This is a genomic window from Labrenzia sp. THAF187b (genome assembly GCF_009363375.1).
Lineage (GTDB): Bacteria > Pseudomonadota > Alphaproteobacteria > Rhizobiales > Stappiaceae > Roseibium > Roseibium algicola.
Window position 1 is genome coordinate 3,547,579 of the sequence record NZ_CP045344.1, and the last position, 26,741, is coordinate 3,574,319.

The window sequence follows — 26,741 nt, forward strand, 5'->3', positions numbered from 1 at the left end:
TTCGATCCCGAATGCGCTAGAGGAAGGTCACGACAGGCTGTCTGCGACGAAAAGGGCTGACACGTTGACCGCACATCATGCATCTGGTGAAGGCGCTCCGGGCAAGGATGGAACAGCTTTCGACCTGGAAGCATCCTGGCGGCGGCTGATATCCGTCTTTGGCAGCATTGGTCTGCTGTCTTTCGGCGGTCCGGCTGCACAGATCGCGCTGATGCACCGCAAGCTGGTTGATGAGACCGGCTGGCTTTCGGAAAAAAGCTACGTCAACGCTCTCGGGTTCTGCATGTTGCTGCCGGGGCCGGAAGCCATGCAACTTGCGACATACTGTGGCTGGAAGCTGCGCGGCGTTACCGGTGGCCTGCTGGCGGGCCTTCTGTTTGTCGTTCCCGGCGCACTCGCAATTTTCGCACTTGCCGCGGTTTACGGAACCTTCGGCAATGTGCCGCTGGTCAGTCAGCTGTTTCTGGGCATCAAGGCGGCCGTCCTGATCGTGGTTCTGGAGGCATTGCTGCGCCTTTCCAGACGTGCACTCACCATCAGGCGGCAATGGGTCATTGCAGCTCTGGCCTTTGTCGGAATTTTCTTTCTGGCTCTGCCGTTCCCGCTGATTGTTCTGGCTGCCGGGCTTTACGGTGCTGCGTTCAGCACTGCGCAGACTGAAAGCCACGGTGAGCCTGGTGTTGCGATTGGCAGGCCGATTGCGAAAACGCTCCGCACGGTGTTTCTCTGGGCCTTCATCTGGCTCGCGCCGCTGGCGCTGCTGGATCTGGCCGGCAACGTGCCCTTGCTGGCGGATATCGGCTGGTTCTTTTCAAAGCTCGCTGTCGTCACCTTTGGCGGCGCCTATGCGGTGCTTGCCTATATGGCCCAGGACGTCGTCGCCATTCACGGCTGGCTGAGCGCAGGTGAAATGATGGACGGGCTGGGCCTGGCGGAAACAACACCGGGGCCGCTCATTCTGGTGACCCAGTTCGTCGGCTTTCTGGCGGCATTTCACGAAGGTGGGCTTCTGCTTGGCCTCGCAGGGGGGCTGGTTGCGCTCTGGGCGACCTTTGCTCCCTGTTTTCTCTGGATATTTGCCGGAGCGCCTTACATCGAATGGATCTCGGCGCAGCCGAGGCTAAAGTCGGCACTTTCGGCCATCGTTGCGGCGGTGGTCGGCGTCGTGCTCAATCTGTCGGTCTGGTTCGCGCTGCATGTCTTCTTCGAAGAGGTCACGGCGACAAAGTGGGGTGTCGTGACACTCTGGATCCCGGACCTTGCCAGCCTCGACTGGCGCGTGCCGGTCCTCGCGGCCCTGTGTGGCCTGTTGCTCCTGCGGTTTCACATGGGGCTGATCTGGGTGCTGCTGACGGCGGCTCTTGGCGGGGTGCTGCTGTCACAAGTGGGATGAGGGGGGGGGCTTGCCCGCTCACCAGCCCGCGGTGAGAAAATAGTTGGCATAGACAAATGGCCAGACCGCAAGGCAAAGGGCGAGCTTTCTCCTGTCGCTGAGACGGGCGCCGACAAGCCGGGACACTGACCAGGAAATCAAGGCGACAAGGACAAACCTTGGTAGCCGCGCCACCGGCGAGACAAGAAAAAGCGATTGTGCGGGGATCGAGGCGTAGCCCGCTTCAGCCGAAAGAACCTTGTAAGGGATGCCGCTGAAGGCTCCCCCGAGCAATCCCTCGAACAGGCCTGCCTGCAGCAGTTGCCTGGCCATTTCAAATGTTGATCCCGAAATCCCGGGCACAAGCAGCAGCACCTGAAGCGTTTCTTCCGGAAAATGCTGTGCGCAGGTCCAGACCAGCAGACCGCCGAACGCGGCCGCGAAGGATGCCAGAAGCGCCGCTATCATGGCCTTGCCCAGAGAGCGAAGCGCGATGATGCTCAAAAGCGCATCGGGAGCGATGAAGAACAGCGTTGCCTCGGCAAAGCTCCAGAGCGCAGCCAGGCAGAAAAGTGCCAACTTACTATTCCCAAGATGCAAAGGTTTTTTCCGTCGAGAGAGCGTTAAAGCGCTCCTTCAGTCCGGTCATAAAATGAGTCCGGTCCTCGTTCCAAGTGATTGGTTCCCCAACGAAAATATCGCAGAAGAACGGCACCAGCAGGAACGATCCCTTCGGCAAGGCCTTGCCGAGACCATGGGTGAAGACGGGCACGACCGGTGCTTCCGGGAACCGTTCGGCAAGAAAGGAAACGCCTTTCTTGAGATCCGTCATCTGTTCCGGTTCGCCGCGTGAACCTTCCGGAAACAGGATCAGAACCTTGCCCTGACGCAGAACTTCGTAGCAGCCTTCCAGCGGGTCGACGTTCTTCTCTTTCCGGCCACGCTCCACCGGGATAATGCCGAGGACATGTTCCGACAGCCATGCCTTGAGTGGTGACGAGAAGAAGTAATCTGCCGCCGCAACCGGCTTGATGTCCTTCAGCTTCGACAGGGGCATCAAGGCCATCAGCACCATCGTATCCAGATGGCTGTTGTGGTTGGCAACGATAATGGCCGGACCGTTGGCCGGCAGCAGTTCCTTGCGACGCACGTTCAGCCCGAGCAGGAACAGGACCGCGACCTTGACGAAAATGTAGAAGATCTTCTGGAGCATCAACGGAGGTTCCTGAATGCTGACGATCGAGCGCTTGTTCCAGTGTCGTCCTCTCCTCGGTCACCCCGGACGCAGCGAAGCGGAGATCCGGGGCCGGGGAACCCAGGCGCATGATCAGTGGCTGCACCTTTCAGCCGATCTAGTGGCTCCCCGATCCCGGCTCGCGCTGCGCTTGGCCGGGATGACGAGAGGAGAGGCGCGTGGGCTTGGAGAAGAGAGAAAGAGAAGCCTGCCGACTGCGTGCGCAGAATGGGAGCGGTCATCCTGACATCCCCCTTCAGTAATAGAAATAGCGGGTGAAGTGGAAGAACAGCGGCGCGGTATAGGTCAGGCTGTCGATCCGGTCGAGGATGCCACCATGACCGGGAATAAGACTGCCGGTGTCCTTGACGCCGAGATCTCGCTTCAGGGCCGAGACGGTGACATCTCCAACGAACCCAGCGACCGGGATCAGCAGGCCGGCGGCAGCGGCGTGGATCATGTCAAAGGGCGTGACCAGCGGTGCGGTCAGAAGGGACAGAACGAAAGTGGTTGCAACGCCGCCAAGAAAGCCTTCCCACGTCTTGTTGGGACTGACGCCCGGAATGATCTTGTGACGGCCGAACAGTTTGCCCCAGGTGTATTGGGCAACGTCGTTGAACTGGGTCAGGAACAGGAGGAACAGCAGCAGGCCAGGACCACCGGTGCTGTTGGCCTCGGTCGCCGGCAGGATCAGGAGGAAAGCCGCGTGGCTGATGGAGAAGACGCATAGCATTAGCCCCCAGTTGAGGGTGCCGACAGCGCGCAGGAAGCCCTCGGTCTGCTGGGTCAGAAGGCTGACGAAGGGTAGGAACAGGAACATGTAGACCGGGATGAACACCGCGAACATGCCATAGTAGCTGTCGTAGACCCAGAAGTACTGCACGGGGATCGACAGATACGCCCAGAACAGCACCCGCCTGTCAGCCCGGCGGGTGGGGATCATCGAAAAATACTCCTTCAGCGCCAGGAAGCTGATGAGGGCGAAAACAATGATCGAGACCGTGTTGCTGACCAGGAAGGAGACGGTGAAGATCGCCACCATCACCCACCAGCTGACGGTGCGCTGAACCAGTTCGCTCATGTTCTTGGCGGAGCGTTTCGAAATCACGAAGACGATGGCGCTGGCAAAACACAGCACGGCCCAGATGCCGATCAGGGCCCAATGGATGGTCAGGAGGTTCATGCGGATTGTTTCTCCCTGATTGCCGCCCTGGCGCGGTTGAAGATGGTAACCGCGGACAGCGCCAGCCCGACACTGAAAAGGATCTGATAAAGGAGAGGCGTGGTCAGTCCAAAGGCCATCAGGAACCCGCAAAGACCGAACAGGGCTGCTCGATCGCTCTTGCCGAAGGGGCCGTCATACCGGCGGCTTGCACCGATCTGGACTGCGATCACGCCGGTCATTTCGCCGATGACGGCAAGCACGACCAGTCCGACGACAATCGGCCCATCGACAAAAGGCAGGAGTGCAAAGGGTAGGTAGAGCGCAGCGTCTGACAGCACATCGCCCAGTTCGTTGAGCACCGCGCCAAGGTCGGATTTCTGGTCGTGTTCCCGCGCGAGCATGCCGTCGATCGCATTGAGGCCCATGCGGATGAACAGAACCAGCGGCAGCAGGATCAGCGGCAGGAAAGCGCCGGGAAAGATCCAGAGCAGAAGGCCTTCGCCAATCGACAGGCCAAGCGCGGCCAGGGTTACCTGATTGGCTGTCACCCCGTTTGCGGCAAGCGATCTGCACACAGGGCGAAGCAGGTCCTGAAAACGGGACTTCAGCTGGTAAATCGTTGGCATTCAAAAACTTTCCCGACTAATTTTCGGGAAAGATATAGGTATAAATCACCCGGTGCACGCTAGAATTTCAATTGCCTGCTGTCACTTCCTGACAGGGTGGCGCTGGAGCAGGCGTTTCAGGTGATCAGTAACATTTTCCGGCTCTTCCAGCGGTGTCAGGTGGCCACTGTGTTCCAGGACGACAAGGTCCGCTGCCGGGATCAGGCTGGCCATGGACCGATGGAGCTCCGGCGGCGTCAACTGATCATGATCGCCACACAACACCAGTGTCGGGCAGGTGATGCCGGTGAGTGACGCACGGCTGTCGGGGCGAGCAATGCGGGTCTGGCGAATGAAGACGTCCGGGCCAAGGCGCTGCGTCATGGCACGAACCCGATTGATCATGTCGGCATTGTCCCGGTTTTCCGGGGCAAGATAGGACTGGGCGAGTTTTCTGCCGAAACCGTGGAAACGGCCAGGTTTCGACGCCTGGGCAATCAGCTGTTCGCGCTCTGCCGCGCGTTCCGGCGTGTCAGGCAGCATGGTGGTGTCGAGGAGGGCGAGATGGGTCACGCGTTCCGGGGCGCGGCGCAGGATTTCCTGAGCGACGATACCGCCGAGCGAAAACCCGGCCAGTGCAAAGCGGTCCTCGCTGGTGGCCAGAACCATTTCCGCCAGAGCCCCAAGCGAACTACCGCGTGTTATGTCGGCAACGCGGGGGCGAGCGATGTTGGCGAGACCTGTGATCTGATCCCGCCAGAGATCCGCATCGTTCAGAAGCCCCGGGATCAGGACGATCTGCGGCAGGCTCATGCATCGGCCTCCTGCGCGGAGGCGAGGATTGTCCGGGCACGGATGCGGACCGGCTCGTCGACCATTGCGCCATCGACATTGGCTGCGCCATCACCCGAGGCGAGAACACGCCTGGCCCACTCGATTTCATCGAGGCTCGGGGCGAAGGCGCGTTTGATCTCGGCAAGCTGTCTTGGGTGAATGCAGAGTTTGCCGGTCATACCGAGATCCCGTGCATGGGAGGCGTCTTCAAATGTCTGCGCAGGGTTGTCGAGCTGTGCAGTGACGCCGTCGATCGGGGCCGCGATGCCGGCAAGCCGGGACGCCAGAACCAGTTCGGAGCGAACGGGCAAGAGCACGTCTTTCAAATGCGCGCAGCCAAGATCGGCGCAATAGTCGATAGACCCGAAAGCCAGTCGAACCACCCCATCGGTGCTTGCAATGCTCCTGGCATTGGCAAGTCCCCTGGCACTTTCAATGAGCGCGATAACCGGGACCGAGCCACCCAGGGCAGTGTGGAGCGTGGCAATCTCTCCGGGAGCTTCCGCCTTCGGCAGCATGACGGCATCCGGTGCCAGCTTGCGAAGAGCCATGACATCCTCCGGGTGCCACGAAGTTCCAACGGCGTTGATGCGCACGATGACTGGTTTTTCGGTGAAGCCGGTTGTCAGATTGGTGCGGGCGGCCTCTTTCTCCGATGCGGGGACCGCGTCTTCCAGATCCAGGATGATCGCGTCGGCTTCGGTTGCGGCTGCCTTGGGGAACCGGTCGGGTCGATTTGCCGGCACGAACAGAGGTGTCCTGACTGCCGTTACCATGCCGCCGTCGCCTCCATGGCAACCGGGCCGCCAAGCTGCGCGGTCCAGAGCTTCATGGTTTCTCCCTCCGTTTGCGCGTTCACCGTGAAGTCCGCCGTGTCGAATATGGTCGACAGACTTCGAAACCGGAAGGTTTTCGGTGCTCTTTCCTTGAGATCGGCCGCGAACTGGCAAAGCAGTGTTGCCTGCAAGGGACCGTGAACAATAAGCCCTGGATAGCCCTCCACGTCGCGGACATAGTCCTTGTCGTAGTGGATGCGGTGCCCGTTGAAGGTCATGGCCGAATAGCGGAAGAGGTAGGCAGCCGATGGCGTGACCTGCATGACGTCGTCTCCAGCCGGTGCAGGCGCCGGGGGCGTCTTCATGCCCGTACCGTTCTGCGCCTCCCGGTAGACGATGTCCTGACGCTCGTTCAAGACAGGTCGGCCGTCAGAAGTGACTTCATGATTGACCGTGACGAAACAGAGTGGCCCGGTGCGGCCCTGTTTCAGGACCACATCCCTGACGGTTGACACCCGCCGGACCTCTTCGCCAATCCGGATGTCACCCTGGAAGGTGAACTCGCCGCCTGCCCACATGCGCCGGGGCAGGGGCACGGGCGGCAGGAAGCCGCCACGGGCCGCATGACCGTCCGGTCCCAGACCGGCTGTCTGAACGGCCGGCTGAGCAAGACAGAAATGGATCAGCAGCGGCGCGATATCACCCGGAGCTTCACCTGATGTCCGGTCAAAGGTCGCGTTGAACTGGCGAACCAGTGCGGGGCTCAAGACCTCCGAGGCGCTGTCTTCGCGCCCTATCCAGCTGCGCAGGTGGTCGATGTCGAGGTCCATGATCACGCCTCCAGGGGGGTGAGGGCCGGGACTGGGCCGTAGCTGCGCGGTTCGCCCGAAAAGATGGCGGCGGGGGCGGGGAAGGAGACCGGGCCATTCGGGCTGTCGACAGTGATACGCCTCAGGTGCGGATGGGTCGACAGGCCTTCCATATCGTTGACCGAGGCCAATGCGATATTGGCATCCGTCAACAACCTGATGGCCGTTTCGGCATCAATTTTCGCAAAGGCTTCGCCAACAGCGGCATCCGTTTGCCTGCGATTGTTCACACGTGCGACGTTTGTTGCGAACCTTGGATCGGTGCCGAGTTCGGGTTTTCCGATGAAGTCGCTGCAAAGGGTCCTCCATTCCCGGTCGCTTTGAATGGCGATCAGAATTGCCGGACCTTCCTTTGGCTGGAAGACGCCATAGGGCGCAATCGAAGGATGGGCGAGGCCGACCCGCTGGGGGCTCTTGCCGCCTTCATGGTTGAGAAGGGGGACGGTCAGCCAGTCGGCAAGAACATCGAACATGGAGACCGAGATCTGCGTGCCCTTGCCGGTGATCCCACGCTGGATCAGGGCTTCCAGAATGGCGGTATAGGCCGTTGCCCCGGTGGCGATGTCGACAAGGGAGATGCCGACACGCGCAGGTTCGTTCGGCCCGCCGGTGATCGAACAAAGACCGGTTTCGGCCTGGATCAGCAAATCATAGGCCTTGCGGTCGGCCATCGGCCCGGTTTCGCCGAAACCGCTGATGGAGCAGGTAATAAGGCGCGGATAATCCACAACCAACCTGTCCGGATCAAAACCAAGGCGCGCCAAGGCGCCAGGCTTGAGGTTCTGGATCAGGACATCGGCGTCTGCGATCAGCTGCGCCAGCTTTTCCTTGCCCGTGTCGGAACCAAGATCCAGCGTGATGCTGTCCTTGCCCCGGTTCAACCAGACAAAGTAACTCGACTGGCCCTTGGCAACGTCGTCATACCCCCGGGCAAAATCACCCTCGGGCCGTTCGACCTTGGTGACTGTCGCTCCGGCATCCGCAAGCCGGGACGTGGCGTAGGGGGCGGCCACCGCCTGTTCGATGGCGACGACCTTCAATCCTTCCAGCGGCAGCACCATCAGAACGACCTCGGCAGGCCAAGCACATGCTCGGCAACATAAGAAAGGATGAGGTTGGTGGAGATTGGTGCCACCTGGTAGAGCCGCGTCTCGCGGAACTTGCGCTCGACGTCATATTCGCAGGCAAAACCGAAGCCGCCATGGAACTGGATGCAGGCATTCGCCGCTTCCCAGCTTGCCTTTGCGGCCAGGTATTTGGCCATGTTTGCCTCCGCGCCGCAGGGAGCGCCGGCATCGAACAGGCTACAGGCCTTGTAGCGCATCAGGTTGGCGGCCTCGATCTCGATATAGGCTTCGGCGATCGGGAACTGGACGCCCTGGTTCTGGCCTATGGGACGGCCGAAGACTTCCCGTTCGCGCACATAGTCGGTCACCTTGTCGGTGAACCAGTAGCCATCGCCGATACATTCGGCGGCAATCAGCGTGCGTTCGGCGTTGAGGCCGGTAAGGATGTATTTGAAGCCTTTTCCTTCCTCGCCGATGAGATTTTCTTCCGGGATTTCCAGGTTGTCGAAGAAGAGCTCGTTGGTCTCGTGGTTGACCATATTCAGGATCGGGCGAACCTCCATGCCCGATTTCATGGCTTGCCTGATATCGACCAGGAAGATCGAAAGGCCTTCCGATTTCTTCTGCACGTCGGCGAGCGGCGTTGTGCGCGCCAGGAGGATCATCAGGTCGGAATGCTGCACACGGCTGATCCAGACCTTCTGGCCGTTGACGACATAGCGGTCGCCCTTCTTCACGGCGGTGGTCTTGATCCTGGTGGTGTCCGTGCCCGTCGTCGGCTCGGTCACGCCCATGGACTGCAACCGCAATTCGCCGCTTGCGATCTTCGGCAGATATTTCAGCCGCTGTTCTTTCGAGCCATGCCGCACGAGCGTGTTCATGTTGTACATCTGGCCGTGACAAGCGCCGGAATTGCCGCCCGCACGGTTGATTTCTTCCATGATAACCGAAGCTTCGGTGAGCCCGAGGCCGGATCCGCCGTAGTCCTCCGGGATAAGTGCGGCCATCCAGCCTTCGCGTGTCAGGGCGTCGACAAATTCTTCCGGATAGGCGCGGGCCTCATCGATCTTGCGGTGGTATTCGGCGGGAAACTGGGCACATAGCGCGCGGATGCCGTCGCGAATGTCCTGGTAGCTATCAGGTTGGCTTGTCATGTGGGCTTTTCGTCTTGCGTGTTCGTTGACCGCAGTTAAGCCGCTGAATTGCTATTGAACAAATATATGTTTTGGATAGTTACCATATAATTTTCATATGGTAACTTGTTGCCATGGACATTCGCCAACTCCGTTATTTTCAGGAAATTGTCGCGCAGGGTTCGCTCACCCGGGCTGCCGAAAGCCTGCATGTGGCGCAGCCGGCCCTGTCGTTGCACCTGAAGAACATGGAAGAGCAGCTTGGGACCAGGCTGCTGACGCGCAGCCGCTCCGGTGTCACGCCCACGGAGGCGGGAGAGCTGCTGCTGCAAAGGGCGCGGGCAATTCTCGAGGATCTGGCGCGCACGGAAGACGATATCCGCAATCTGGAAACCGATCCGTCCGGCATCGTGCGGATCGGCCTGCCGGGCACGATCAGCGCCATGGTGTCGCTGCCGCTGATCCTGGCGGCACGTGAGCGCTTTCCGCGGATCACGCTCAACATTACCGAGGCCATGAGCGGTTTCGTTGGTGATTGGCTGAGCGAAGGCAAGATCGATCTTGCCGTGCTTTACAGCCGTTCCAAGGATGCACGTATCCGGTCTGAATTATTGCTTGAAGAAGAGCTTGTGGTTCTGTGGCCTGCCGATGCCGAACGTCCGCTGGAAATGAACATGGAGGCACTCGACAAAGTGCCAATGGTGCTGCCAAGCGGAGCGCACGGTTTGCGGGTGCTGATAGACCGGACGTTCCAGGCGCAGGGCTTTGCACCTGAGATCGCGATGGAAATCGACTCCTTCAACAACATCAAACGCCTGGTGGCCGCCGGGTTTGGCCCGTCGATCCTGCCGCTCTACGCGGTGACGGAGGAGGTGGCAGCAGGTTCCCTTCGTGTCAGCCGCATCGCCGCACCGGGGCTCTGGCGCGGGGCTCATCTGATGTCGCCGGGTGGACGACCGGTGACGCGGGCGCTGGAAGCGGTGCACGCGTTGCTGCGCGAGGTAATTCTGGATCTGCGCGACAAGGGGGCCTGGGCCGCTTCCCGGCCACCGCAGGTTTCTGGCACCGCGCAAGTCTCCTGACGGGAACAAAACCCGGAGCTCTGTCGTTTTCCCGATACTGCCCTATGCTGGCTGAGCAAGCAGCCTGTCCATGTGTGCAAGGCTTCCCGCTATTTTTGGAGAACCGATTGACGATGATCGACGCTGTCCTGCTGACCTCGCCCCGTATTTCCACCTTTGATGACCAGACCTATCTCACGAACGCCAGCAGCTTTTTCTTTGCGCGTGATGAGCGCCTGTTTCTCGTTACCAGCCGGCATGTCATGGTGGATGAGGCAAGCGGGCATCATCCCTCCCGTATCGAAATCGAACTCCACAACGATCCTGAAAACCTGGCCGACTCCATCGCTTTTTCGATCCCGCTTTTCCGGGATGGCAAAAGCCTCTGGCGCCAGGGAGAGGATGCCGCAGGCGATATCGACGTTGCCGTGATCGAGATTGACCGGTCGGCACTACCTGAAAATATCGTCTATCGGGCCTTCGGGCCGGAACACCTGAGTGACCCGCAAGAGCATGTCGAGATCGGATCATCCATCCTGGTTGTCGGTTTTCCGCTCGGGTTTCATGACACGCTCCATCACATGCCGGTGGTCCGCCACGCGGTCGTGGCTTCCTCCTTCGGCTTTCGGTTTCAGGGCATGGGCTATTTCCTGACCGATGCCCGGACGCATCGCGGCACAAGTGGGGCTCCGGTCGTCATGCGCAATGCGGAAGGCACCGCAAGCGAACTGCCGTGGAAACTGCTTGGCGTTCACTCCGCCCGCCTCGACGTCGGCACGCGCGATCTCGTGCTGGATGAGGCGCTAGGCCTCAATTGCGCCTGGTATGCGGACATTCTAATGACGCTTACGGAGGGGTGACCCGCGTCAAAGGCAAACTTCAGCCCTGGAGCGTCAGGCGGGTTTGAACCTGTAGTGGCCGGTGATTTCGAAATCGAACAGCCGGTCTTCCAGCTGCGTTCCAGCACCAATGTTGTGGACCACCATCGGCCGTTCGTCGTCTGCGGAGGCACGGTGACTGACAATCGCCATGTGCGGCAGGTTTCCGGGCAGCATCTGGGAAACGATGTCGCCCGGCTGATAGTCTTTGGCGTTTGCGGTGACCTGAAGAGCTGCGCCTTTTCGTCTGAAGAAGGTCTGCAGGTTCGGCACCCGCCGGTGGTCGATGTTCCTGTCCGGGCGTTTGAGGCCCCAGATCTTTGGATAGGACGAAAAGTCCGACTTCATGTCCGCATTGACGGCCGACTGGAGATCGTAGCCGAAGGCATCGCGATAGGCCCTGATGACCACATCGGTGCATACACCGCGTTCGCGCGGCAGGTCGCCATTGGGAAACGGGAGCGAGACATAGGCCGGATCGTAGACCACCGTAACGCCGATCTGGCTTTCTGCCGCCCCAATCAGCTGTCCGGCCCATGCATTGGGCAAAGCAAAACTGTTAGCGGTTGCTTCAGTGGGCGGCATGGACGGTCCGGCAAGTGCCTTGCTGACGAGCTGCAACCCGGTTTGCAGCCGATAAGCGGGGAAGGTGTGTGCCGCGTACGCGCCTCCTGCTGCCAGTAGACCGGTTCCGAACAGGAATGTACGCCGCTTCATGTGAAAGCTCCCATAAATCTGAAGCCGGAATACTGGCGGAGTGGGACCGGAATGGGGCGAAGCGATAACTGCCTGTTTTTTCCGCTGGGTAAACAATGCCCATGTCATTACGGAAGTTGGCTAATTGCGAGTTTTTTGTTCTAGAAAATTTAATCTGATGAGGCTTTACTGCAGCGAAAGGCGGTAAATGTTGACGAAATTTGGGAAAATACTGCAGAAAGCGGCAATGATTGTCTTCTTGTCCTGGCTGGCGGTACCAGCCCAGGCCGAACAGACATCCCTGTCGTATGAGCAGTTTTTTCTGCGTCATAGTGCAACCATGATGCTGATTGACCCGGATACCGGAGGCATTCTTGATGCCAACAATGCCGCGGCAGACTTCTACGGGTTCGACCGGGATACGCTGCGCAGCATGTCCATTCAGAACATCAACCAGCTGACCGCCGAGCAGGTTGAAGCCGAACGTCAACTTGCCAAGGCTGAACACCGAAATTTCTTCATCTTCCGCCACAAGCTGGCAGATGGCTCCGTTCGAAGCGTGGAAGTTCATTCAACTCCGGTGGACTACGACGGCAGGAAGGCTTTGCTTTCCGTGGTGCACGATATTTCCGACGACCGGCGGCGGGAACAAGAACTGTGGCACTACAAGAACCGCCTGGAGGAAATGGTCGACAGCAAGAGCGCGGAACTTTCCTCTGCCTATCACGCCCGGAACCAGTGGATGGTCGGCCTGGTTGGTACGCTTGGCTTGTCGCTTGTCGTCGTCAGTTTTCTGCTGCTTGAAAGGCACACCGCGCACAAGCGGCTGCGATCCTCGGAGCAGCGTTTGCGGGAGATCATCTTCGGCACCAACGTCGGGACCTGGGAATGCAACGTTCAGACCGGGGAGGTGGTCTACAACGAACGCTGGGCTGAAATTCTCGGCTATTCGCTGTCCGAGTTGCAGCCGGTCAGCCGACAGACCTGGTACCGGCTGACCCATCCGGACGATGTGGAAAAATCAGAGCAGAAGCTGGCAGAGGTGTTTTCCGGCGCAAGGGAAGCCTACGACAACGAAATTCGCATGCGCCACAAGGAGGGCAGGTGGGTCTGGGTTCTCGACAGGGGACGTGTGGTCGAATGGACGAAAGACGGCAAGCCTTTGCGCATGTCCGGCACCCATTCGGACATTACCCGCCTGAAGAAGACGGAAGAAGCTGTCAGGCGGCTAGCGATGACCGATCATCTGACAGGCCTTTCGAACCGGGCACATTTCAGCCAGAGCCTTGCGGAAAACGTTGCCATTGCAGACCGGGATAACCGCAAGTTTGCGCTGATGATGCTGGACCTTGATACCTTCAAGCCGGTCAACGACAGCCACGGGCATCCGGTGGGGGACGCGCTGCTCCAGGCCGTTGCCTCCACCATCAAGCGCTGCACGCGCGAAGGGGATGTCGTGACCCGGATCGGCGGGGATGAGTTTGCGGTGATCATCGGCGATTATGCGGAAGAGAAGGATGTTCTGGCCTGTGCCTCCCGCATCTACCGGGAGGTCTCGCGGCCGATGGAAATCAAGGGCAAGGAAATCAACATCAGCATCAGCATCGGGGTATCGTTCTATCCCGATGATGCAGATGATGCCAAATCGCTGATCACCCACGCGGACCAGGCCATGTATGAAGCCAAGAAGAGCGGGGCAAACGTCCTGACGTATGAAGCCTACAGGATGCGGGTGGCGAGCTAGCTGCGGTGAAAGTGAACGACATTCCTTTGGCCTGCCTTCTTCCCCAGGCCTGCTCCTTGTCTAGACCCAGCGTGCCAGTTCCTCTTCGTAGGGCGAGATATCGCCGAACTTCGCCGTGACCCAGTCCGGATTGTAGTAGGTATCGAGATAACGCTGGCCGCTGTCACACATCAGCGTGACGATCGAGCCTGTCTCGCCATTGTCGATCATCCGGCCGGCGATTTGCAGCGCGCCCCAGAGATTTGTGCCGGTGGAAGCGCCCGCCTTGCGGCCGATCAGTTTCTCCAGCCACAGGATCGTTGCAATGCTTGCGGCATCGGGCACCTTGATCATGTCGTCGATGACGTCCGGCAGAAACGAGTGTTCCACCTTTGGCCGGCCAATGCCTTCGATCCGACTTGAGCAGTTTTCGGTGAGAGCGTGGTTCCCGGTACGATAGGCATCATAGAAGACCGAGTTTTCCGGATCGACTACGGTCAGGCCGGTGTCGTAGCCCCGGTAGCGGATAAACCGGCCAAGCGTTGCGGACGTGCCACCCGTGCCGGCGCTCATCACAAGCATCTTCGGCACGGGATGTGGCTCGAATTCCATCTGGTTGAAGATGCTTTCGGCAATGTTGTTGTTCCCGCGCCAGTCGGTTGCCCGCTCCGCATAGGTGAACTGGTCCATGAAATGCCCGCCGAGCTGTTCGGCAAGATCCACCGCCGCGCCGTGCATCTCGGGCGCTGATGCGACGAAATGCGGTTCACCGCCGTAGAGCCGGATTTGCTCGATCTTGCTGTGGGCGGTGCTTTGCGGCACCACGGCAATGAATGGCACGCCGATCATTTGCGCGAAATAAGCTTCCGAAACGGCTGTGCTGCCCGACGAGGCTTCGATCACCGGTGTGCCTTCGCGGATCCTGCCGTTGCACAGCGCATAAAGAAACAGCGACCGGGCAAGACGGTGCTTCAGGCTGCCGGTCGGATGGGTGCTTTCATCCTTCAGATAGATATCGACACCGGCGCAACTAAGGCCATGCAGCTTGAACAGATGCGTATCGGCGGACCGATGCGCATCCGCGTTAATCCTGGCGACAGCATCCCGCACCCATTTGTCCATCGCAGGTCTCCCAGCAGTTATTGCCCAAGAGTGGCGCTAAAGCGGAATGCCCGCAATATGGGCGATGAGTTCCAGGCTGTTGCGGGCGCTGAATTTCTTCATCAGCCGGGCCCGGTGGACCTCGACCGTGCGCGGTGACAGCCCGAGCAGGCGGGCGATTTCCTTGGTTGTATTTCCTTCGGCCAGCAGTTTGGCCACCTGGCGTTCACGCAGGCTCATTTCAGCCAATGGCCGGTCTTCGGAAATGTCGGCAAAGCTCCAGACCGCCCGGGCGAACGGGGCTTCAAGGTTGAGAGACTGGCCACGCACGCGGCACCAGAACAGATCTCCGGATTTGCGGCGCATGATGCGTTCATCCCGGTAGCGGCCACTGCCTTTCATCCGTTCCAGTCCGATCTTGCCGATGCGGAGAAACTCTTCCGAAGAGGGATAAAGGACAGACAGCGAGGCCCCGGAAAGTTCCTCCGGTTCAAAGCCGAACATATCGGCAAGACGGGCATTGCAGCGTCGGATCTGCCGTTCTTCCGTCAAGGCCAGGCCGACGGGCGCATTGTCGAAAGCAAGCGCTGCGAAGTCGTCCATGGGCTCCCCGTTACGTGTTTTGACGGAATTTTCGCTCTAAGGGTCTGAAGAGTATCAGATAGCTGTCCTGCACGGCCGTTTTTCTGGAAACCACATCTGGTCCGGAAGAACCAGCGAGCCGAAGGGATGAGGGAGGTGCCGGGAGGAGACTGGCCGGGGTGTGTCCGGAGGAGGGCATGCCCGGCCGGTCATTCTTGTCCTGATGAGCAAGCCTTGCTCGCGTCTCGAAGGATGAGAAAAGCGGGATGGCGGACCAACGCGGCGGCATTGCACCAGACGGCATATCGGGGGGAGAAGAACAGAATGAATCCGGCAGAATGGTTATACCGGAGCGCGGCGAGAAGCCCGCAAAGTCCGGCGCTGCTGCAGGGGACCGAGCGCAAGGCAAACTATCTGGAGTTTGCTCGTAGTGCCGGGGCAATAAGCGCTGCGCTTGCCGGCTACGGCATCGGCAAGGGAGACAGGGTCGCACTGTTTGCCGCAAATTCCACGCGCTATCTGGAAGCGCTTTACGGCATCTGGTGGCGCGGTGGCGCAGCCGTGCCGATAAACGCCAAGCTGCACGAAAAGGAAGCCGCCTGGATGGTGGAGAATTCCGGTGCAGAATTTGTGTTCGCCGACAGAAAGACCGCCGAACTTCTGGCGCCACATCTGCCGGAGGGCGTGCGTCTTGTCTCGCTCGACAGTCCTGAATTCGGCGCCATGTGCCAGGTAGCACCGCACAACACACCGGAAGCTCTGGATCTTGCAGATCTTGCCTGGCTTTTCTATACCTCTGGTACCACCGGCAGGCCCAAGGGCGTGATGCTGACTTGCGGCAATCTTGCGTCGATGGCGCTGAGCTACTTTGTCGATGTCGATGACGTCAAGCCGCAGGATGCGATCCTCTATGCCGCACCGATGAGCCATGGTGCCGGGCTCTACAATTTTATGCATGTGATGAAAGGGGCGCGTCACGTCGTGCCCGTCAGCGGCGGGTTCGACGCCGCCGAAATCCTGCAGATCGCGCCTGTGATCGGCTCCATCTCCATGTTTGCCGCGCCTACCATGGTCCGCCGCCTGGTGGATGTCGCCAAGGCTTCCGGGGGCACTGGCCGTGGGTTGAGGACCATCGTCTATGCCGGCGGACCAATGTACGAGGCGGACATTCTGGAAGCGGTTGAAGTGATGGGCGCACGGTTCGTGCAGATCTACGGTCAGGGCGAATGCCCAATGGGCATCACCGCGCTGCCGCGCGCCGAAGTCTGTGACCGCACCCATCCACGTTGGCGCGAGAGGCTGAATTCCGTCGGCACGGCCCAGTCCGTCGTGCGGGTTGCGATCGTCGACAGCGAAGGCCGGGAGCTGCCCCGCGGCGAAGTCGGGGAAATTGCCGTGCGCGGAGATACGGTGATGAAGGGCTACTGGCGAAACGAGGAGGCAACAGCCCAGACCATCCGCGATGGCTGGCTGTGGACCGGAGACGTTGGCCGTATGGATGAGGACGGCTACGTCACGCTGCAGGACCGGTCCAAGGACGTCATCATTTCCGGTGGCTCCAATATCTACCCGCGCGAGGTCGAAGAGGTGCTGCTGACTCACCCTGCTGTGCACGAGGTGGCAGTCGTTGGCCGGCAGGACCCGGAGTGGGGAGAAATCGTTGTCGCCTTTGTTGCCTGTCACCCGGGCCAGAGCGTGAGCGAGGCTGAGCTCGACAAGCTCTGTCTGGACCGGATCGCCCGGTTCAAGCGGCCGAAACACTATCATTTCCCGGCTGCCCTGCCGAAAAACAACTACGGCAAGATCCTGAAAACGGACCTGAGACAACAGCTCGAAGCGGAGGAAACGGCATGACAGATCTCACCGGAAAAACGGCTCTTGTCACCGGGTCCGTTCAGGGGATCGGCCTGGCGATTGCCAAGGCACTGGCGGGGGCGGGGGCACGCGTTGCCGTCCACGGTCTGGCGAACCCGGAAGAGGCGCAAGCGGCTGTGGCAGAGATCAAGGCTGCCGGGGCACCGGACGCCCGGTTCTTTGCCGCTGACATGCGCGACGTGGCGGCTGTCGAGACGATGATGGCGGATGTTGCCGCCTGGGGCGGCCCGGATATTCTGGTCAACAATGCAGGTATCCAGAAGACGGTCAGCTTTGCCGAGGCGGATGCTGCCACATGGGATGCCATCATCGGCGTCAATCTGTCAGGCGTCTACCATACGATGCGTCTTGCCCTGCCGGCGATGGCCGAACGCGGCTTTGGCCGTGTCATCAACATTGCCTCGGTGCACGGGCTGGTCGCCTCTGTCAACAAGGCGCCTTACGTGGCTTCGAAATTCGGTGTCGTCGGCATGAGCAAGGTGGCCGCGCTGGAATATGCGGCAAGCGGTTCCAGAGCCTCGGGTGGGGTGACGGTCAATTGTATCGCGCCCGGCTGGACGGAAACCGCAATCATCGAGCCTCAGGTGGCAGCCCGCGCCGCCCTTCATGGCGGCGATCGCGACAAGGGCGTTGCAGATCTTCTTGCGGAAAAACAGCCTTCCCACCGTACGTCCGACCCGTCTGAAATCGGTGCGCTGGCGCTTTGGCTGTGCAGCCCGGTGGCGCACAACGTGACGGGCGTGACCATCCCCGTCGACGGCGGCTGGACAGCTCAGTAAGGCTGTCGACCACCAAAACGGCAGACGAGCCCCCGGGGAGGGGCTCGTCCCTGTTTGGCTTGATGGGTGATCAGAGATCGCCAATGGCTGTCTCGCGGATCTCCGGCCACTTGGCGTAAGCGCCGGCGAGAACCTCGTCCTTCTGCTCCAGGTACTTGTCGAAGATGACGGCATTGACGAAGAGATAGAGCTTGCCGTCGACGATGTCGGCAAAGCGGACGTCGCCATCAAGTTTCTTGCCGACATAGATGCCGAAGGCACAGAAACCACCGAACTGCGGCAGGAAGCTTTCCGGAGCAGCGTCGAACTGCTCCTTGGTTTCGGCAGTGGCGAAATAATAGTCGACACCATCATGGCTTGAGGTGTGGACCGCATCGCCAACGCCCGGGGTCGCGCCTGCGAACATGGAAACAGGGTCGATGCCGTGCATGCCGAGCGGATTGCCGTTGAGGGTGAGGCCGTTGGCAACGTTGTATTCGTCTGCAGCAAGGGCGGCGGTGGACAGAACAAGGGCTGCGGCCAGGGCCGGAAGGGCGAATTTGAGTTTCATCGGTTTGATCCAGTCTTGGGTTGGGTTAGTCGGTTTTGAGGAAAGTGCTGGTGGTCAGGCGGAACGGGCGATGCGTTCGACTGCGTCGTCGGTCCACCAGACGCCGTTGGCAACCATGCGGAAATTGATGATGGCGGCGAGGTAGCCGTCGCCCTCGGGCACCTTGGCGCCTGCGGTCGCATCGCGAACCACGGCCACTTCGAAGCCGAGCTCCAGAAGCTCATAAAGATGGGCCTGCGTGCACAGGTTTGCGGACATGCCGGCCAGGATCACCTTGTCGATCCCGCGCTTGCGCAGCTGCAGGTTCAGATCGTTCTGTGCCGGGCTGTAGACCTTGTGCGGTGAGCAGATGACGGTTTCGCCGTCCTCGATGTATTTCTTGTACTGCGGCATCCAGTCGGCGCCGGACCCTTCGAAATTCTCCAGGGAGAGCGGGCCCGGGCGATCGAACATGCCGATGGAATGCATGGTCTTTTCCAAGGTGCCCTCGAACTGCCACTTGTGGTCGTGCGGATAATAGTAGTGGGGCGAGATGAACACCGGCATCGCGGTAGCCTTGGCCGCCTTGAACAGGCGTTCGATGTTGTCGACGGTGCCTTGCTCGGTGACGCTTTCGCCAACGACACCCCAGGTGACACCGTCTTCGGACAGGAAGTCGATCTGCGGATCGGTAACGACAAGCGCGGTGCGGCCGGCTTCGATCTCCATGTCGATCTGCGGCAGGCCCGGGTTTTCCGGATCGGCATAGAGCGCACGGGCTTCTTCGGTTGCGGCGGTGGCGGAACCGGTGGCCATGGCGACGGCACCCACAGTTGCCGCACCGGCTGCCCCGGCAAGCAGGCGGCGGCGGGCGTGATCAACCGTTTCCGGTGTTACGCAGCAGGCGCAGGTCTTGTCATGTTCGTTGTCCATATGAAGTCTCCATTGCTTGTGTTGGACAGGGTTTGGGATGGGCAGCGCATCAACTTGAAACGCTGTCAGGTTCGCGGCCGATCACCGGGTGCCTGAAGGCACGGCTCTCCCGTTCCCGGCGCAGGGCAGGGTCGGCGTCGGGGGTGGCCGCGTTCCATGGGGCGGCACCGGCACGCCGGTGCCAGAAAGCTGAGGTCAGAAAGCCGAGGTCAGATAGTTGCGTGGTCCGGTGCCTTGCTGGCACGCTCGGGAACCTTCCGGCGGACTGAAACCGGTTTCGCATCATTTGCGGGTAGGGTCGGCAGGCGCACGGTCAGAACCGCGCCCCTACCACTGCTTCCGTCTCCGTTCCGGGCCGCAATCTTTCCGCCATGGCGTTCGGCAATCAGCCGGGCGATCCAGAGGCCGAGTCCCGAGGATGGCCCGGGCCGGGCCGCCTTTGCGGAAAGTTGGGTGAAGGGACGGAAGGCCCGGGCAAGATCGGCAGCGGTGAAGCCCTGACCCTGATCGCTGATACGTACGGAGACATTACCGTCATTTTCCCGGGTGATAGCGCAAAGAACGGTGCCGTCGTCCGGGCTGTGGCGCACCGCATTGCCGATGAGATTGTCGAAGGCCTCGAACAACAGTTCCGCATCGCCTGAGATCAGGCACGGGGATAGGGACACAATTTCCAGATTGACCGCATGGCGGCGAGCCAGCGGCTGGTTGACGGCGACCGCCAGCGCCAGAACCTCGGCCAGATCAACTGGCCGCAGCACGCAGGAGAGCGGATCCCGTCCTTCCTTGCCGCGCCTGACCAGGGCGCTGAGACTACCGGTCAGGTGCTGGAGGATACGGTCGGCCTTTGCGGCGTTATCCGCAATGGCGGGCTGACCTTCCCAGGTCGCGCATTGGGCAATGTGCTCAATCAACAGCGAGAGGTTGGCAAGGGGACCGCGCAGGTCGTGGGCGACGATGGAAAGCGTCCTGCCATAGGCGTTGCTGTCGGCCACGTTGTCCGAATGCGGCAGTGCTGCCGGAAAGGTCGAAGGTACATGGTCATGCCTGGCCGGACTGCGGGCCGTGATCTGTTCGATAATCATGTGGCGCTCCTTGTCTCAAAAGCCCCGGAGCGCTGCGGGAAAGTGCCCGGTGATGACCGCTCCGTCGTTCGATGACTTTTGAATACGCCGGGAGTGCCCTCTCGGTATCGGCCGGGCCTGCCACTGTTTTGGCCCTATCTGCCAAGCCAGTTCGGGCCCGCCAGAAGACAGCAAAACAGGTTGAGCCCGGCCAGTTTGGGCCGGGCTCTTCCGGGATTTGCGACTGTTTCGGGGTTTTTCCAGATCTGGACGCGACGGTTGCCGTGAGCCAGTGCGTCGGGCGGGTGTGTTCTCAGACGGTCGCGCTGTGTTGCCGGAATTGCGCCGGTGGCTGGCCGACCCAACGCTTGAACGCACGGGTGAAGGTGCTCTGTTCGGAAAAGCCCGTGAGGAAGGCAATTTCGGCAATGGAACAGCTGCTGCCTGCCAGCAGCTCCCGAGCCAGCTTCGTCTGTGCCTCGCGCAGCATGTCGCGGTAGGTCAGCCCTTCCTCCGCCAGGCGGCGATAGAGGGTGCGCTCGCTCATACCGAGATCACGCGCGACGGCTGCCGCGGAAGGTACGCCGCTGCTGAGTGTTTTCGTCAGGCGGTTCAGAAGATCGCGCGTCAACGCGCTGCCGGCAGGCAGGGCGTCGATTTCCGTCTCCAGATGATCGGTCAGGAAAGTGCAGACGCCTTGATCTCCAAGCCGGTTTGGCAGGTCCAGCATCGGCTGGGCCATCATAATGGCGTCTTGCGCTTCACCGAAGCGGACCGGGCAGCCGAAAAACGCTGCGTAGCGTTCTGCCTCACCGCGGCAGGGATGGCGAAAGGTGACAGCTTCAATTTTCAGGCGCGGCCCGACTTGAGACGCCAGATTATGAGCAAAGCCTGCAAGGGCACATTCGTTACGAAGATGCAGGATCGGCTGAGGGGAGGTCTGCCCGGCAATGGAGAAGACAGCAAGTGGCCCGTCTTCCTCCAGGCAATATACCGCGGTGTCGGTCACCAGCCGGAAGTAGCGCTCGATCAATTGCAGTGTGGTGCGAAGAGTGGGCGCGGTCTTGATGGCAAGGCCCAGAACGCCGAGATCGTCCGGTTTGATTTTCTGCGCATAGGCAAACACCAGCCCTGTTTCATCCGGATACCAGCTGCGTATCCAGTCGAGCAGCTCGAAGTGGGCTGTGTCCGGTATGCGCTCATCCTCGGTACGCACCTCATGGCGCACGGTTCCATCTGCTGCGACCAGCTTGCCGTCGCTGGTCATGGTCAGTCCTGCGGTAGCGGCCATGGTGTGCGCGAAGGCGGCAATGACACTGGCCATCGTCAGCCCCCTCTTGCTGCACGGTACGTCGGGATAGGGGCTTGACCTTGCGCCAGTTCAGAGCGCGCACCGGATACAGACCAGCTGGCAAGAGCCACGTAGTGCCAGTGAGACCGTTTCCCGGAACAAATGCCGGTGTCTGCAAGAATGTGAACCGCGATATGATTTCGGGACATGACTACCGCCTTCCTGATTGAAAACGTGACGTTGAGGAAATTTATACAGACAGGTCTGTATATATGTCAATAAGCCGTGATACCCTTGTGTGAGGGTGGACGAGAGGGGGCGAAACAGGATAGAGAAGTAGACAAACCTGTCTGTATATGGAGATGGTGGTGCAATCACGCCGAGACGAACTCGTGGATACAGCGCTCAGGCTGTTCTACACCCGCGGGTTCAATGCGACCGGAATAGACAAGATCCTCGCCGAGGCGGGGGTGGCCAAGATGACGCTCTACAAGCACTTCCGCTCGAAGGAGGAGCTTATCCTGGCCGCGCTCAACCGCCGGGACGAGCAGTTCCGCAACTGGTTGATGGGCGAAATGGAAAAAGCCTCGCCACGGCCGCGCGAGCGGCTTCTGGCCATGTTCGACGCGCTGGAGGACTGGTTCAACGGCCGTGCCTTCAAGGGGCTCGGCTTCAACGGCTGCGCCTTCATCAACGCGGCGAGCGAATTCGGCGACCACCAGCACCCGATCCACCGCACGGCGGCCGAGCACAAGCAGCGGATCGTCGATTACCTTGAGCCACTGTGTCGTCAGGCCGGCGCCGAAGACCCGGCAAGCCTTGCCGAACAGCTTGCCCTTTTGAAGGAAGGCGCCATCGCCACCGCACAGGTGCGCGGCATGCCGGCCGCCTCCAGAACCGCAAAGGCCATCGCCGAAACGCTGATTCCCGCCTGAGCAAGCGTTTGGCAGGACAGACCGGTCGAGTGTCTGGCGGTTTCAGATGCGGAAAGCGATGCCGGTCTGCTGTTCGGCCAGCTTGCCGAAATGGAGTTTCAACAGCTTGTGGTCATCCTCGGCCGAAGTCTGGAAACTGCGCCGCTCGGTGTCCTTCACGATCAGGAAGGCGGCGGCCCAGATGCCGATCAGAAAACCGGTGTCGTCGCGCAGCTCCAGCCGGTGGCCGATCAGGTCACTGCCGTCCAGGCCCACCGCATCCTTGCTGCCACAAACCTCCAGGCAAATCAGTCCGTTCTCGTAGAACCGCCAGGAGATCTTGTGCAGGACACAGTCCTTGATGGCCTGGTCCGACGTCCAGACGAACTCCTTCCAGGTGACCGGTTCTTCTTCCGGGCCAATTTCACCGGCGTTGTGGATGTCGGACGCCATCTGCCGGTGCGTGGAAAAATCGAGTGTTGCGGAAGGTCGGGACAGCGGAATCCAGGCCGTGCCCGTATCCCCTGTCACGGCCTTCTGTAACGCCACAAACCGCTCCCTGGCCTCATCACTGACACCAAGTTTCCCCAAAAGAGGCTTTGCAAAAAACGAAGCAAGCTGAATCACGACCGCCTCCCTTGGTGGGCGTTACCGGATCATCCCGTTTAGAGGATGGAGGGTAGGGTACAGGGGCGGCACGGGTATGACGAGAAAAAGCGAGCCGATTGGCTGGAAGGGGCCCGGAACTGGCAGCTTCGAACGTGGTGAAAGCCGATATTGCCGCCCCGGCACACCGTTGGCCTGACCTAAGCTGTGGTCTTCGTGCCGCGCACGCAGCAAAAGCAAGATGTTCTAGTCGTTTCTCAAAGCGCCGACACGATCCACGATATCTGCGCATTCGGCACGGCTCTGAGGTCCGCAGGTGGCGTTCAGCCGCGCGATCACGTTGGCAACTGCCGACGGGAAGGCGATGTTTGTGTCTTCCACGATGTATTCAAACAGCTCTTTGTACTGCCTTGCGTTGTTCACGCTGTAGAAAAAGGCGCGGGGCAGATAGGTTCGCAATTCGTCCTGTAGTTCCTTGTTGTCCTTGAACTGGTCAGGCAACTGGACAGGGTCCAGCGGAAAGTCCTGGGGGTGCTCGCCTTCCTGAATGTCGAAATAGAGAAAGGCGTTCTTGACGTAGCGCGGCAGTGGTTGACCGGCGATCGGGTTGCGTTTGCGGCAGGTAACGGTCTGCGCCAACCCGCCAAATTTGTAGAAGTCCGGATTTGTCCATTCGGAATCGCGATAGGCGAAGACCGTGAAGTCTAGCGCCACGGGACCCTCATCGGACTCAGTACCGACCCCGAGCTCGGAATTCAGCCGTCCGACGTAGTGGGTACCTTCCGGGTTCAACTCGACCTTGCCGACATCAAACAGCTCCAGCGCTTTCAACGACCAGTTCAGGCTGTTGACGTCCCAGGTCAGAGGCTGAGTATCGTATTGATCTTTCGGTACCTTGATCAGCGGTTGAACCGGGCGTGTCAGCCCGCAACCGGTTGAAATCTCTGAAGCATATCCGTCGTGAACCTTCAGGCGCGGGTGCACTCGGTCCTTGACGCGCGTGGAATATCCCCGCGCTTCATTCTGATCGAAAGCGTCCAGAGTGTGTATGATCCGCAGTTCCGATTGCGGGTTGTACAGAACCAGCCTTTCATCGTCTTCTTCTTCAATCTTGAAGGAATAGCCAATGCCGACTTCAGCCTCCAATGTACAGGCAAGATCCCGGCATCCCGTATAGGACTGATGCGTGACCACATCTGTCGTGTCGCGGCTTCCAAAGTCGTTTGCCGATATGTCGCGGGCCAGAACCGCTACGGGGATCCCGTAGTGTGTGGTGCCCTCAAGGTACTCTGATCGTCCTTGCACCGTGCTTCTTTCCAGATTGAACATGATCGTCATTCCGGGCAGGAAAGTCGCAAGTCTGTTTGCCTCCTTTTCCGCGCCCGAATAACTCTTGCTGCCTCTGAGCTCGTTGTCGCCAATTTTGGACAGCGCGAATGTGCCGCCAACGACCCAGCGTGCTCCTTCAGGGATATGGCCGGTCGGGTCCTGAGCGCATGCGACAGAAATTGAGCAGATAAAAAGCAAGCTGTGAAACATACATTTCATGATCAGGCATCCTTTCTTATCTGAAGTTCTGCGCCATCTCGTGCAGCGACGCTCCAAAGGTGGCTGCGAAGCCGTCTATGTTCTGCTGGGTCACTTGCGACGGTGTTGAGTACATCAGTTCTGCCTGGTCTTGCAGCTCGACCAATTTCGGGAACGCGGAAGTCGGGTAGATCGACCTGAGTTCCAGGAAAATCGTATTCAATTCCGTCAGGAAGGTCGCGATATCGCTTTTGCAGGCATTCGTCGAAAGGGTGCTAACGCTTCGCGTACAATCAAGGGCCAGAAAAGCGTCTGAAAACCGCGTGGTCAGCTTGGTTAAATGGCTGTTCCTGAAGGTGTTCAGCGCGTCGCGTTTCGACGCGACTTCGATTTGGTGGTCGACCCTGGCGATCAGGAATTGCGCGAAAAACACGATCACAAGGCCGGAGAGCACCGCTCTGAAGGTGATTTCCACCAGGCTTTGATTGAGCGACTCTTTCTTTCCCGACCAGAACGACACGCCTTACCTCACCAGTTCGAGTAAGCCTTGAACGCGCCGAACCTTTGAAACGGACAAGGCTCCAGACCAGCTGTTCTAACAGCGCTGATATCTCGGGTTGCAGGCTTCAGCCGGAACCGTAGACATGGTCGTGAAGACGATCGTCGCGGTAAAGAGTACTGCAAAAAACGTGTGCAAATTCCACGTCATCTCCAACTCCATATTTAAAAACGATATAAATCTTATATCTACAACTTATTCGATAACTTCCGTTACGTCAATATTTGATGGTTTGTCAAGCAAAGCCGCCAGGCTTGACGGTCAGCAAGATGGCAGCCCGGATGCTGATCAGGAAGCTGGTGTCGTCGCGCTGTTTCAGCCGGTGGCCGAACGGATCGCTGCCCTCCAACCCCGCCGCCTGCCTGCTGCCGCAGGCCTCCGGACGACCGGTTCCTGAGCCAGACATACCGTTGGTGTCCTTCGCAGAGAAAGACTGCTTTGCCTTTTTCGCCACGTGCTGCGAAGCGCATGAACGGCAGTTGCCTGGAACAGCAGAGACGGCGATGCAAACCTGGTGGCCCAGCTCGTAAGGGAGGGGGACCATACTCAGGATGAAACCGGAACCAACGCTTGCCATTTCTTTCGATAAGCAGACGCCGAGGTCCCGACGCGCTTTCGAAATGCAGATCGGAAACTCGAGGGTTCGGTATATCCGACCTCGGCTGAAATTTCCTCGATCGACATCGCCGTCGTCTCCAGCAGCTGTTTGGCTTCCTCGACACGCAAAGTCTGCACATAGTCGGCTGGCGCCTGTCCGGTCGCCTTCCTGAAGCGACGCAGAAACCCGCGCTCGGTCATTTGGGCCATTACCGCCATGGCGGTTACGGGACTTGATCTGTGGTAATTACGTGCGGCCCAGACCTGCGCCTCTGCAATCAGCTGGTCATCATGTTGTCGCCCGGAGGCAAGGGATGCGTATGTCAGCTGGCCCTGGTCATGTGGATCGATCAAATAGATCTTCGCGATCCTGCGGGCTTCTTCTGTTCCGGCGAACCGTCCGATCAGATACAGCATGAGATCAGCCCACGCCGAGGCACCACCTGCGGTGACCACCTGGTGACCGTCCCCCGCCGCGACGAGAATGCGTTCACGGCAAACCTTCACCTTCGGGAAGTTTCGTCCAAGCATATCCGCATAGCCCCAATGCGTCGTCGCTTCCTTGCCATCCAACAATCCTGCCGCACCCAGAAGGATTGAGCCAGAGCAGACGGAGGTGACAATCGCGCCGCGTGCGTAGGCTTCACTGAGCCAGTCCGCGACCGGGTTAAACTCTTCCGGCAGGTGGCCATTTGGGTCGAGGTGCAAATCGGACACGATAATCAAGTCGGGTTCCGGCGCTTCGGTCAGCATCCCGTCAGGTGTGATCTTGCGCCCGTTCACGTCCCAATAAGGTGCCCCATCGAGGGTTCTGAGGCTGACCTGAAACACCGGCGATTGCGCAGGCAAGCCGTGCAACATTTCCCAATCGCGGCCCACGGAGGCCAGCACGTCAAGGATCGAGAACAGCACGGACGTTCCGGTCAAGCGTGTTCCTATAACGGTCGTGTTCAAGCTCATATTGCACAAAA

The 26,741-nt window shown here is 59.8% G+C and carries 28 protein-coding genes; 7 read left to right on the forward strand and 21 right to left on the reverse strand.

Annotated elements, in window-relative coordinates; translation table 11 throughout:
* Positions 1–124: 124 nt before the first annotated feature.
* Positions 125–1,393 carry a chromate efflux transporter gene (chrA, locus tag FIV03_RS16255; RefSeq protein WP_152511953.1) on the forward strand — a complete coding sequence of 423 codons (1,269 nt, stop codon included), beginning with the start codon at positions 125–127 and terminating at the stop codon, positions 1,391–1,393.
* Positions 1,394–1,411: 18 nt separating this feature from the next.
* On the opposite strand, the gene FIV03_RS16260 is transcribed toward chrA, so the two are convergent.
* The 9 genes from FIV03_RS16260 to FIV03_RS16300 form a co-directional block, all read right to left on the reverse strand.
* Positions 1,412–1,951 (reverse strand): hypothetical protein, encoded by a 540-nt coding sequence (locus FIV03_RS16260; RefSeq protein ID WP_062488279.1) that lies wholly within the window; start codon positions 1,949–1,951, stop codon positions 1,412–1,414.
* A 4-nt stretch (positions 1,952–1,955) separates the two neighbouring features.
* Positions 1,956–2,585: a lysophospholipid acyltransferase family protein gene (locus FIV03_RS16265; protein WP_152510275.1), complete on the reverse strand. Its 630-nt coding sequence runs from the start codon at positions 2,583–2,585 to the stop codon at positions 1,956–1,958.
* A gap of 277 nt (positions 2,586–2,862) precedes the next feature.
* Positions 2,863–3,789, reverse strand: a complete 927-nt coding sequence (locus FIV03_RS16270; protein ID WP_152510276.1) for a phosphatidate cytidylyltransferase — start codon at positions 3,787–3,789, stop codon at positions 2,863–2,865.
* Complete coding sequence (locus tag FIV03_RS16275; protein ID WP_152510277.1) at positions 3,786–4,397, reverse strand: CDP-alcohol phosphatidyltransferase family protein; 612 nt, start codon at positions 4,395–4,397, stop codon at positions 3,786–3,788. Before FIV03_RS16275 ends, FIV03_RS16270 begins: the two co-directional genes overlap by 4 nt.
* An 81-nt stretch (positions 4,398–4,478) precedes the next feature.
* Entirely contained in the window at positions 4,479–5,189 is a 711-nt protein-coding gene (locus tag FIV03_RS16280; RefSeq protein WP_152510278.1) for an alpha/beta fold hydrolase, read from the reverse strand.
* Positions 5,186–5,986 carry a CoA ester lyase gene (locus FIV03_RS16285; protein ID WP_152510279.1) on the reverse strand — a complete coding sequence of 267 codons (801 nt, stop codon included), beginning with the start codon at positions 5,984–5,986 and terminating at the stop codon, positions 5,186–5,188. The genes FIV03_RS16280 and FIV03_RS16285 overlap by 4 nt, the downstream gene beginning before the upstream one ends.
* Entirely contained in the window at positions 5,980–6,816 is an 837-nt protein-coding gene (locus FIV03_RS16290; RefSeq protein WP_152510280.1) for a MaoC family dehydratase N-terminal domain-containing protein, read from the reverse strand. The genes FIV03_RS16285 and FIV03_RS16290 overlap by 7 nt, the downstream gene beginning before the upstream one ends.
* A gap of 2 nt (positions 6,817–6,818) precedes the next feature.
* Entirely contained in the window at positions 6,819–7,916 is a 1,098-nt protein-coding gene (locus FIV03_RS16295) for a CaiB/BaiF CoA-transferase family protein (protein ID WP_152510281.1), read from the reverse strand.
* On the reverse strand, positions 7,916–9,076 hold the full coding sequence (locus FIV03_RS16300) for an acyl-CoA dehydrogenase family protein (RefSeq protein ID WP_152510282.1): 1,161 nt from the start codon (positions 9,074–9,076) through the stop codon (positions 7,916–7,918). Before FIV03_RS16300 ends, FIV03_RS16295 begins: the two co-directional genes overlap by 1 nt.
* Before the next feature lie 113 nt (positions 9,077–9,189).
* On the opposite strand from FIV03_RS16300, the gene FIV03_RS16305 reads away from it, so the two are divergent.
* Together FIV03_RS16305 and FIV03_RS16310 are read left to right on the forward strand one after the other, a co-directional pair.
* On the forward strand, positions 9,190–10,137 hold the full coding sequence (locus FIV03_RS16305) for a LysR family transcriptional regulator (RefSeq protein ID WP_152510283.1): 948 nt from the start codon (positions 9,190–9,192) through the stop codon (positions 10,135–10,137).
* 113 nt (positions 10,138–10,250) lie between these two features.
* Complete coding sequence (locus tag FIV03_RS16310) at positions 10,251–10,976, forward strand: serine protease (protein WP_152510284.1); 726 nt, start codon at positions 10,251–10,253, stop codon at positions 10,974–10,976.
* Between the two features lie 33 nt (positions 10,977–11,009).
* Here the strand turns inward: FIV03_RS16310 and FIV03_RS16315 are convergent, their stop codons facing one another.
* Positions 11,010–11,711, reverse strand: coding sequence for a DUF1287 domain-containing protein (locus tag FIV03_RS16315; RefSeq protein WP_152510285.1), 702 nt, complete (start codon positions 11,709–11,711; stop codon positions 11,010–11,012).
* A gap of 226 nt (positions 11,712–11,937) precedes the next feature.
* Here FIV03_RS16315 and FIV03_RS16320 point away from each other — a divergent pair, with 226 nt between their 5' ends.
* A complete protein-coding gene (locus tag FIV03_RS16320) occupies positions 11,938–13,434 on the forward strand; it encodes a sensor domain-containing diguanylate cyclase (protein ID WP_173013868.1) in 1,497 nt (498 codons plus the stop codon).
* Positions 13,435–13,494: 60 nt separating this feature from the next.
* Here FIV03_RS16320 and FIV03_RS16325 read toward each other — a convergent pair whose 3' ends face one another.
* Positions 13,495–14,535 (reverse strand): PLP-dependent cysteine synthase family protein, encoded by a 1,041-nt coding sequence (locus tag FIV03_RS16325; protein WP_152510287.1) that lies wholly within the window; start codon positions 14,533–14,535, stop codon positions 13,495–13,497.
* A 36-nt stretch (positions 14,536–14,571) separates the two neighbouring features.
* Positions 14,572–15,117 (reverse strand): helix-turn-helix transcriptional regulator, encoded by a 546-nt coding sequence (locus FIV03_RS16330; RefSeq protein WP_023000745.1) that lies wholly within the window; start codon positions 15,115–15,117, stop codon positions 14,572–14,574.
* A 303-nt stretch (positions 15,118–15,420) separates the two neighbouring features.
* Between FIV03_RS16330 and FIV03_RS16335 the strand changes: the two genes are divergently transcribed.
* Together FIV03_RS16335 and FIV03_RS16340 are read left to right on the forward strand one after the other, a co-directional pair.
* Positions 15,421–16,950: an AMP-binding protein gene (locus tag FIV03_RS16335; RefSeq protein WP_152510288.1), complete on the forward strand. Its 1,530-nt coding sequence runs from the start codon at positions 15,421–15,423 to the stop codon at positions 16,948–16,950.
* Positions 16,947–17,750 carry an SDR family NAD(P)-dependent oxidoreductase gene (locus FIV03_RS16340; protein WP_075283783.1) on the forward strand — a complete coding sequence of 268 codons (804 nt, stop codon included), beginning with the start codon at positions 16,947–16,949 and terminating at the stop codon, positions 17,748–17,750. Before FIV03_RS16335 ends, FIV03_RS16340 begins: the two co-directional genes overlap by 4 nt.
* A gap of 70 nt (positions 17,751–17,820) precedes the next feature.
* On the opposite strand, the gene FIV03_RS16345 is transcribed toward FIV03_RS16340, so the two are convergent.
* The 4 genes from FIV03_RS16345 to FIV03_RS16360 form a co-directional block, all read right to left on the reverse strand.
* Complete coding sequence (locus FIV03_RS16345) at positions 17,821–18,300, reverse strand: YHS domain-containing (seleno)protein (RefSeq protein WP_152510289.1); 480 nt, start codon at positions 18,298–18,300, stop codon at positions 17,821–17,823.
* Between the two features lie 54 nt (positions 18,301–18,354).
* On the reverse strand, positions 18,355–19,212 hold the full coding sequence (locus FIV03_RS16350) for a cysteine hydrolase (protein WP_152510290.1): 858 nt from the start codon (positions 19,210–19,212) through the stop codon (positions 18,355–18,357).
* A gap of 209 nt (positions 19,213–19,421) precedes the next feature.
* A complete protein-coding gene (locus FIV03_RS16355; protein WP_152510291.1) occupies positions 19,422–20,297 on the reverse strand; it encodes a HAMP domain-containing sensor histidine kinase in 876 nt (291 codons plus the stop codon).
* A gap of 292 nt (positions 20,298–20,589) precedes the next feature.
* Positions 20,590–21,600: an AraC family transcriptional regulator gene (locus tag FIV03_RS16360; RefSeq protein WP_152510292.1), complete on the reverse strand. Its 1,011-nt coding sequence runs from the start codon at positions 21,598–21,600 to the stop codon at positions 20,590–20,592.
* Positions 21,601–21,929: 329 nt separating this feature from the next.
* On the opposite strand from FIV03_RS16360, the gene FIV03_RS16365 reads away from it, so the two are divergent.
* Positions 21,930–22,502, forward strand: coding sequence for a TetR family transcriptional regulator (locus FIV03_RS16365; protein ID WP_173013869.1), 573 nt, complete (start codon positions 21,930–21,932; stop codon positions 22,500–22,502).
* A gap of 42 nt (positions 22,503–22,544) precedes the next feature.
* On the opposite strand, the gene FIV03_RS16370 is transcribed toward FIV03_RS16365, so the two are convergent.
* The 5 genes from FIV03_RS16370 to FIV03_RS16385 form a co-directional block, all read right to left on the reverse strand.
* Positions 22,545–23,030 carry a hypothetical protein gene (locus FIV03_RS16370; protein WP_209009680.1) on the reverse strand — a complete coding sequence of 162 codons (486 nt, stop codon included), beginning with the start codon at positions 23,028–23,030 and terminating at the stop codon, positions 22,545–22,547.
* 303 nt (positions 23,031–23,333) lie between these two features.
* The gene (locus FIV03_RS16375; protein ID WP_152510294.1) at positions 23,334–24,416 is read right to left on the reverse strand and encodes a hypothetical protein; all 1,083 of its coding nucleotides are present in this window, start codon (positions 24,414–24,416) and stop codon (positions 23,334–23,336) included.
* A gap of 235 nt (positions 24,417–24,651) precedes the next feature.
* A complete protein-coding gene (locus FIV03_RS16380) occupies positions 24,652–25,134 on the reverse strand; it encodes a hypothetical protein (RefSeq protein WP_152510295.1) in 483 nt (160 codons plus the stop codon).
* Between the two features lie 274 nt (positions 25,135–25,408).
* Positions 25,409–25,579 (reverse strand): hypothetical protein, encoded by a 171-nt coding sequence (locus FIV03_RS31605; RefSeq protein ID WP_173013870.1) that lies wholly within the window; start codon positions 25,577–25,579, stop codon positions 25,409–25,411.
* Positions 25,580–25,719: 140 nt separating this feature from the next.
* On the reverse strand, positions 25,720–26,682 hold the full coding sequence (locus tag FIV03_RS16385) for a helix-turn-helix domain-containing protein (protein ID WP_209009681.1): 963 nt from the start codon (positions 26,680–26,682) through the stop codon (positions 25,720–25,722).
* Positions 26,683–26,741 lie beyond the last annotated feature (59 nt).

Bases quoted from the DNA above. Each gene is read 5' to 3' on its own strand.
- FIV03_RS16310 (WP_152510284.1), top strand. From the start codon at position 10,251: ATGATCGACGCTGTCCTGCTGACCTCGCCCCGTATTTCCACCTTTGAT.
- FIV03_RS16365 (WP_173013869.1), top strand. From the start codon at position 21,930: ATGGTGGTGCAATCACGCCGAGACGAACTCGTGGATACAGCGCTCAGG.
- FIV03_RS16280 (WP_152510278.1), bottom strand. From the start codon at position 5,189: ATGAGCCTGCCGCAGATCGTCCTGATCCCGGGGCTTCTGAACGATGCG.
- FIV03_RS16335 (WP_152510288.1), top strand. From the start codon at position 15,421: ATGAATCCGGCAGAATGGTTATACCGGAGCGCGGCGAGAAGCCCGCAA.
- FIV03_RS16290 (WP_152510280.1), bottom strand. From the start codon at position 6,816: ATGGACCTCGACATCGACCACCTGCGCAGCTGGATAGGGCGCGAAGAC.
- FIV03_RS16315 (WP_152510285.1), bottom strand. From the start codon at position 11,711: ATGAAGCGGCGTACATTCCTGTTCGGAACCGGTCTACTGGCAGCAGGA.
- FIV03_RS16295 (WP_152510281.1), bottom strand. From the start codon at position 7,916: ATGGTGCTGCCGCTGGAAGGATTGAAGGTCGTCGCCATCGAACAGGCG.
- FIV03_RS16375 (WP_152510294.1), bottom strand. From the start codon at position 24,416: ATGTTCAATCTGGAAAGAAGCACGGTGCAAGGACGATCAGAGTACCTT.
- FIV03_RS16265 (WP_152510275.1), bottom strand. From the start codon at position 2,585: ATGCTCCAGAAGATCTTCTACATTTTCGTCAAGGTCGCGGTCCTGTTC.
- FIV03_RS16355 (WP_152510291.1), bottom strand. From the start codon at position 20,297: ATGATTATCGAACAGATCACGGCCCGCAGTCCGGCCAGGCATGACCAT.
- FIV03_RS31605 (WP_173013870.1), bottom strand. From the start codon at position 25,579: ATGTCTGGCTCAGGAACCGGTCGTCCGGAGGCCTGCGGCAGCAGGCAG.
- FIV03_RS16325 (WP_152510287.1), bottom strand. From the start codon at position 14,535: ATGGACAAATGGGTGCGGGATGCTGTCGCCAGGATTAACGCGGATGCG.
- FIV03_RS16345 (WP_152510289.1), bottom strand. From the start codon at position 18,300: ATGAAACTCAAATTCGCCCTTCCGGCCCTGGCCGCAGCCCTTGTTCTG.
- FIV03_RS16330 (WP_023000745.1), bottom strand. From the start codon at position 15,117: ATGGACGACTTCGCAGCGCTTGCTTTCGACAATGCGCCCGTCGGCCTG.
- FIV03_RS16305 (WP_152510283.1), top strand. From the start codon at position 9,190: ATGGACATTCGCCAACTCCGTTATTTTCAGGAAATTGTCGCGCAGGGT.
- FIV03_RS16340 (WP_075283783.1), top strand. From the start codon at position 16,947: ATGACAGATCTCACCGGAAAAACGGCTCTTGTCACCGGGTCCGTTCAG.
- FIV03_RS16275 (WP_152510277.1), bottom strand. From the start codon at position 4,397: ATGCCAACGATTTACCAGCTGAAGTCCCGTTTTCAGGACCTGCTTCGC.
- FIV03_RS16350 (WP_152510290.1), bottom strand. From the start codon at position 19,212: ATGGACAACGAACATGACAAGACCTGCGCCTGCTGCGTAACACCGGAA.
- FIV03_RS16300 (WP_152510282.1), bottom strand. From the start codon at position 9,076: ATGACAAGCCAACCTGATAGCTACCAGGACATTCGCGACGGCATCCGC.
- FIV03_RS16320 (WP_173013868.1), top strand. From the start codon at position 11,938: ATGATTGTCTTCTTGTCCTGGCTGGCGGTACCAGCCCAGGCCGAACAG.
- FIV03_RS16270 (WP_152510276.1), bottom strand. From the start codon at position 3,789: ATGAACCTCCTGACCATCCATTGGGCCCTGATCGGCATCTGGGCCGTG.
- FIV03_RS16360 (WP_152510292.1), bottom strand. From the start codon at position 21,600: ATGGCCAGTGTCATTGCCGCCTTCGCGCACACCATGGCCGCTACCGCA.
- FIV03_RS16285 (WP_152510279.1), bottom strand. From the start codon at position 5,986: ATGGTAACGGCAGTCAGGACACCTCTGTTCGTGCCGGCAAATCGACCC.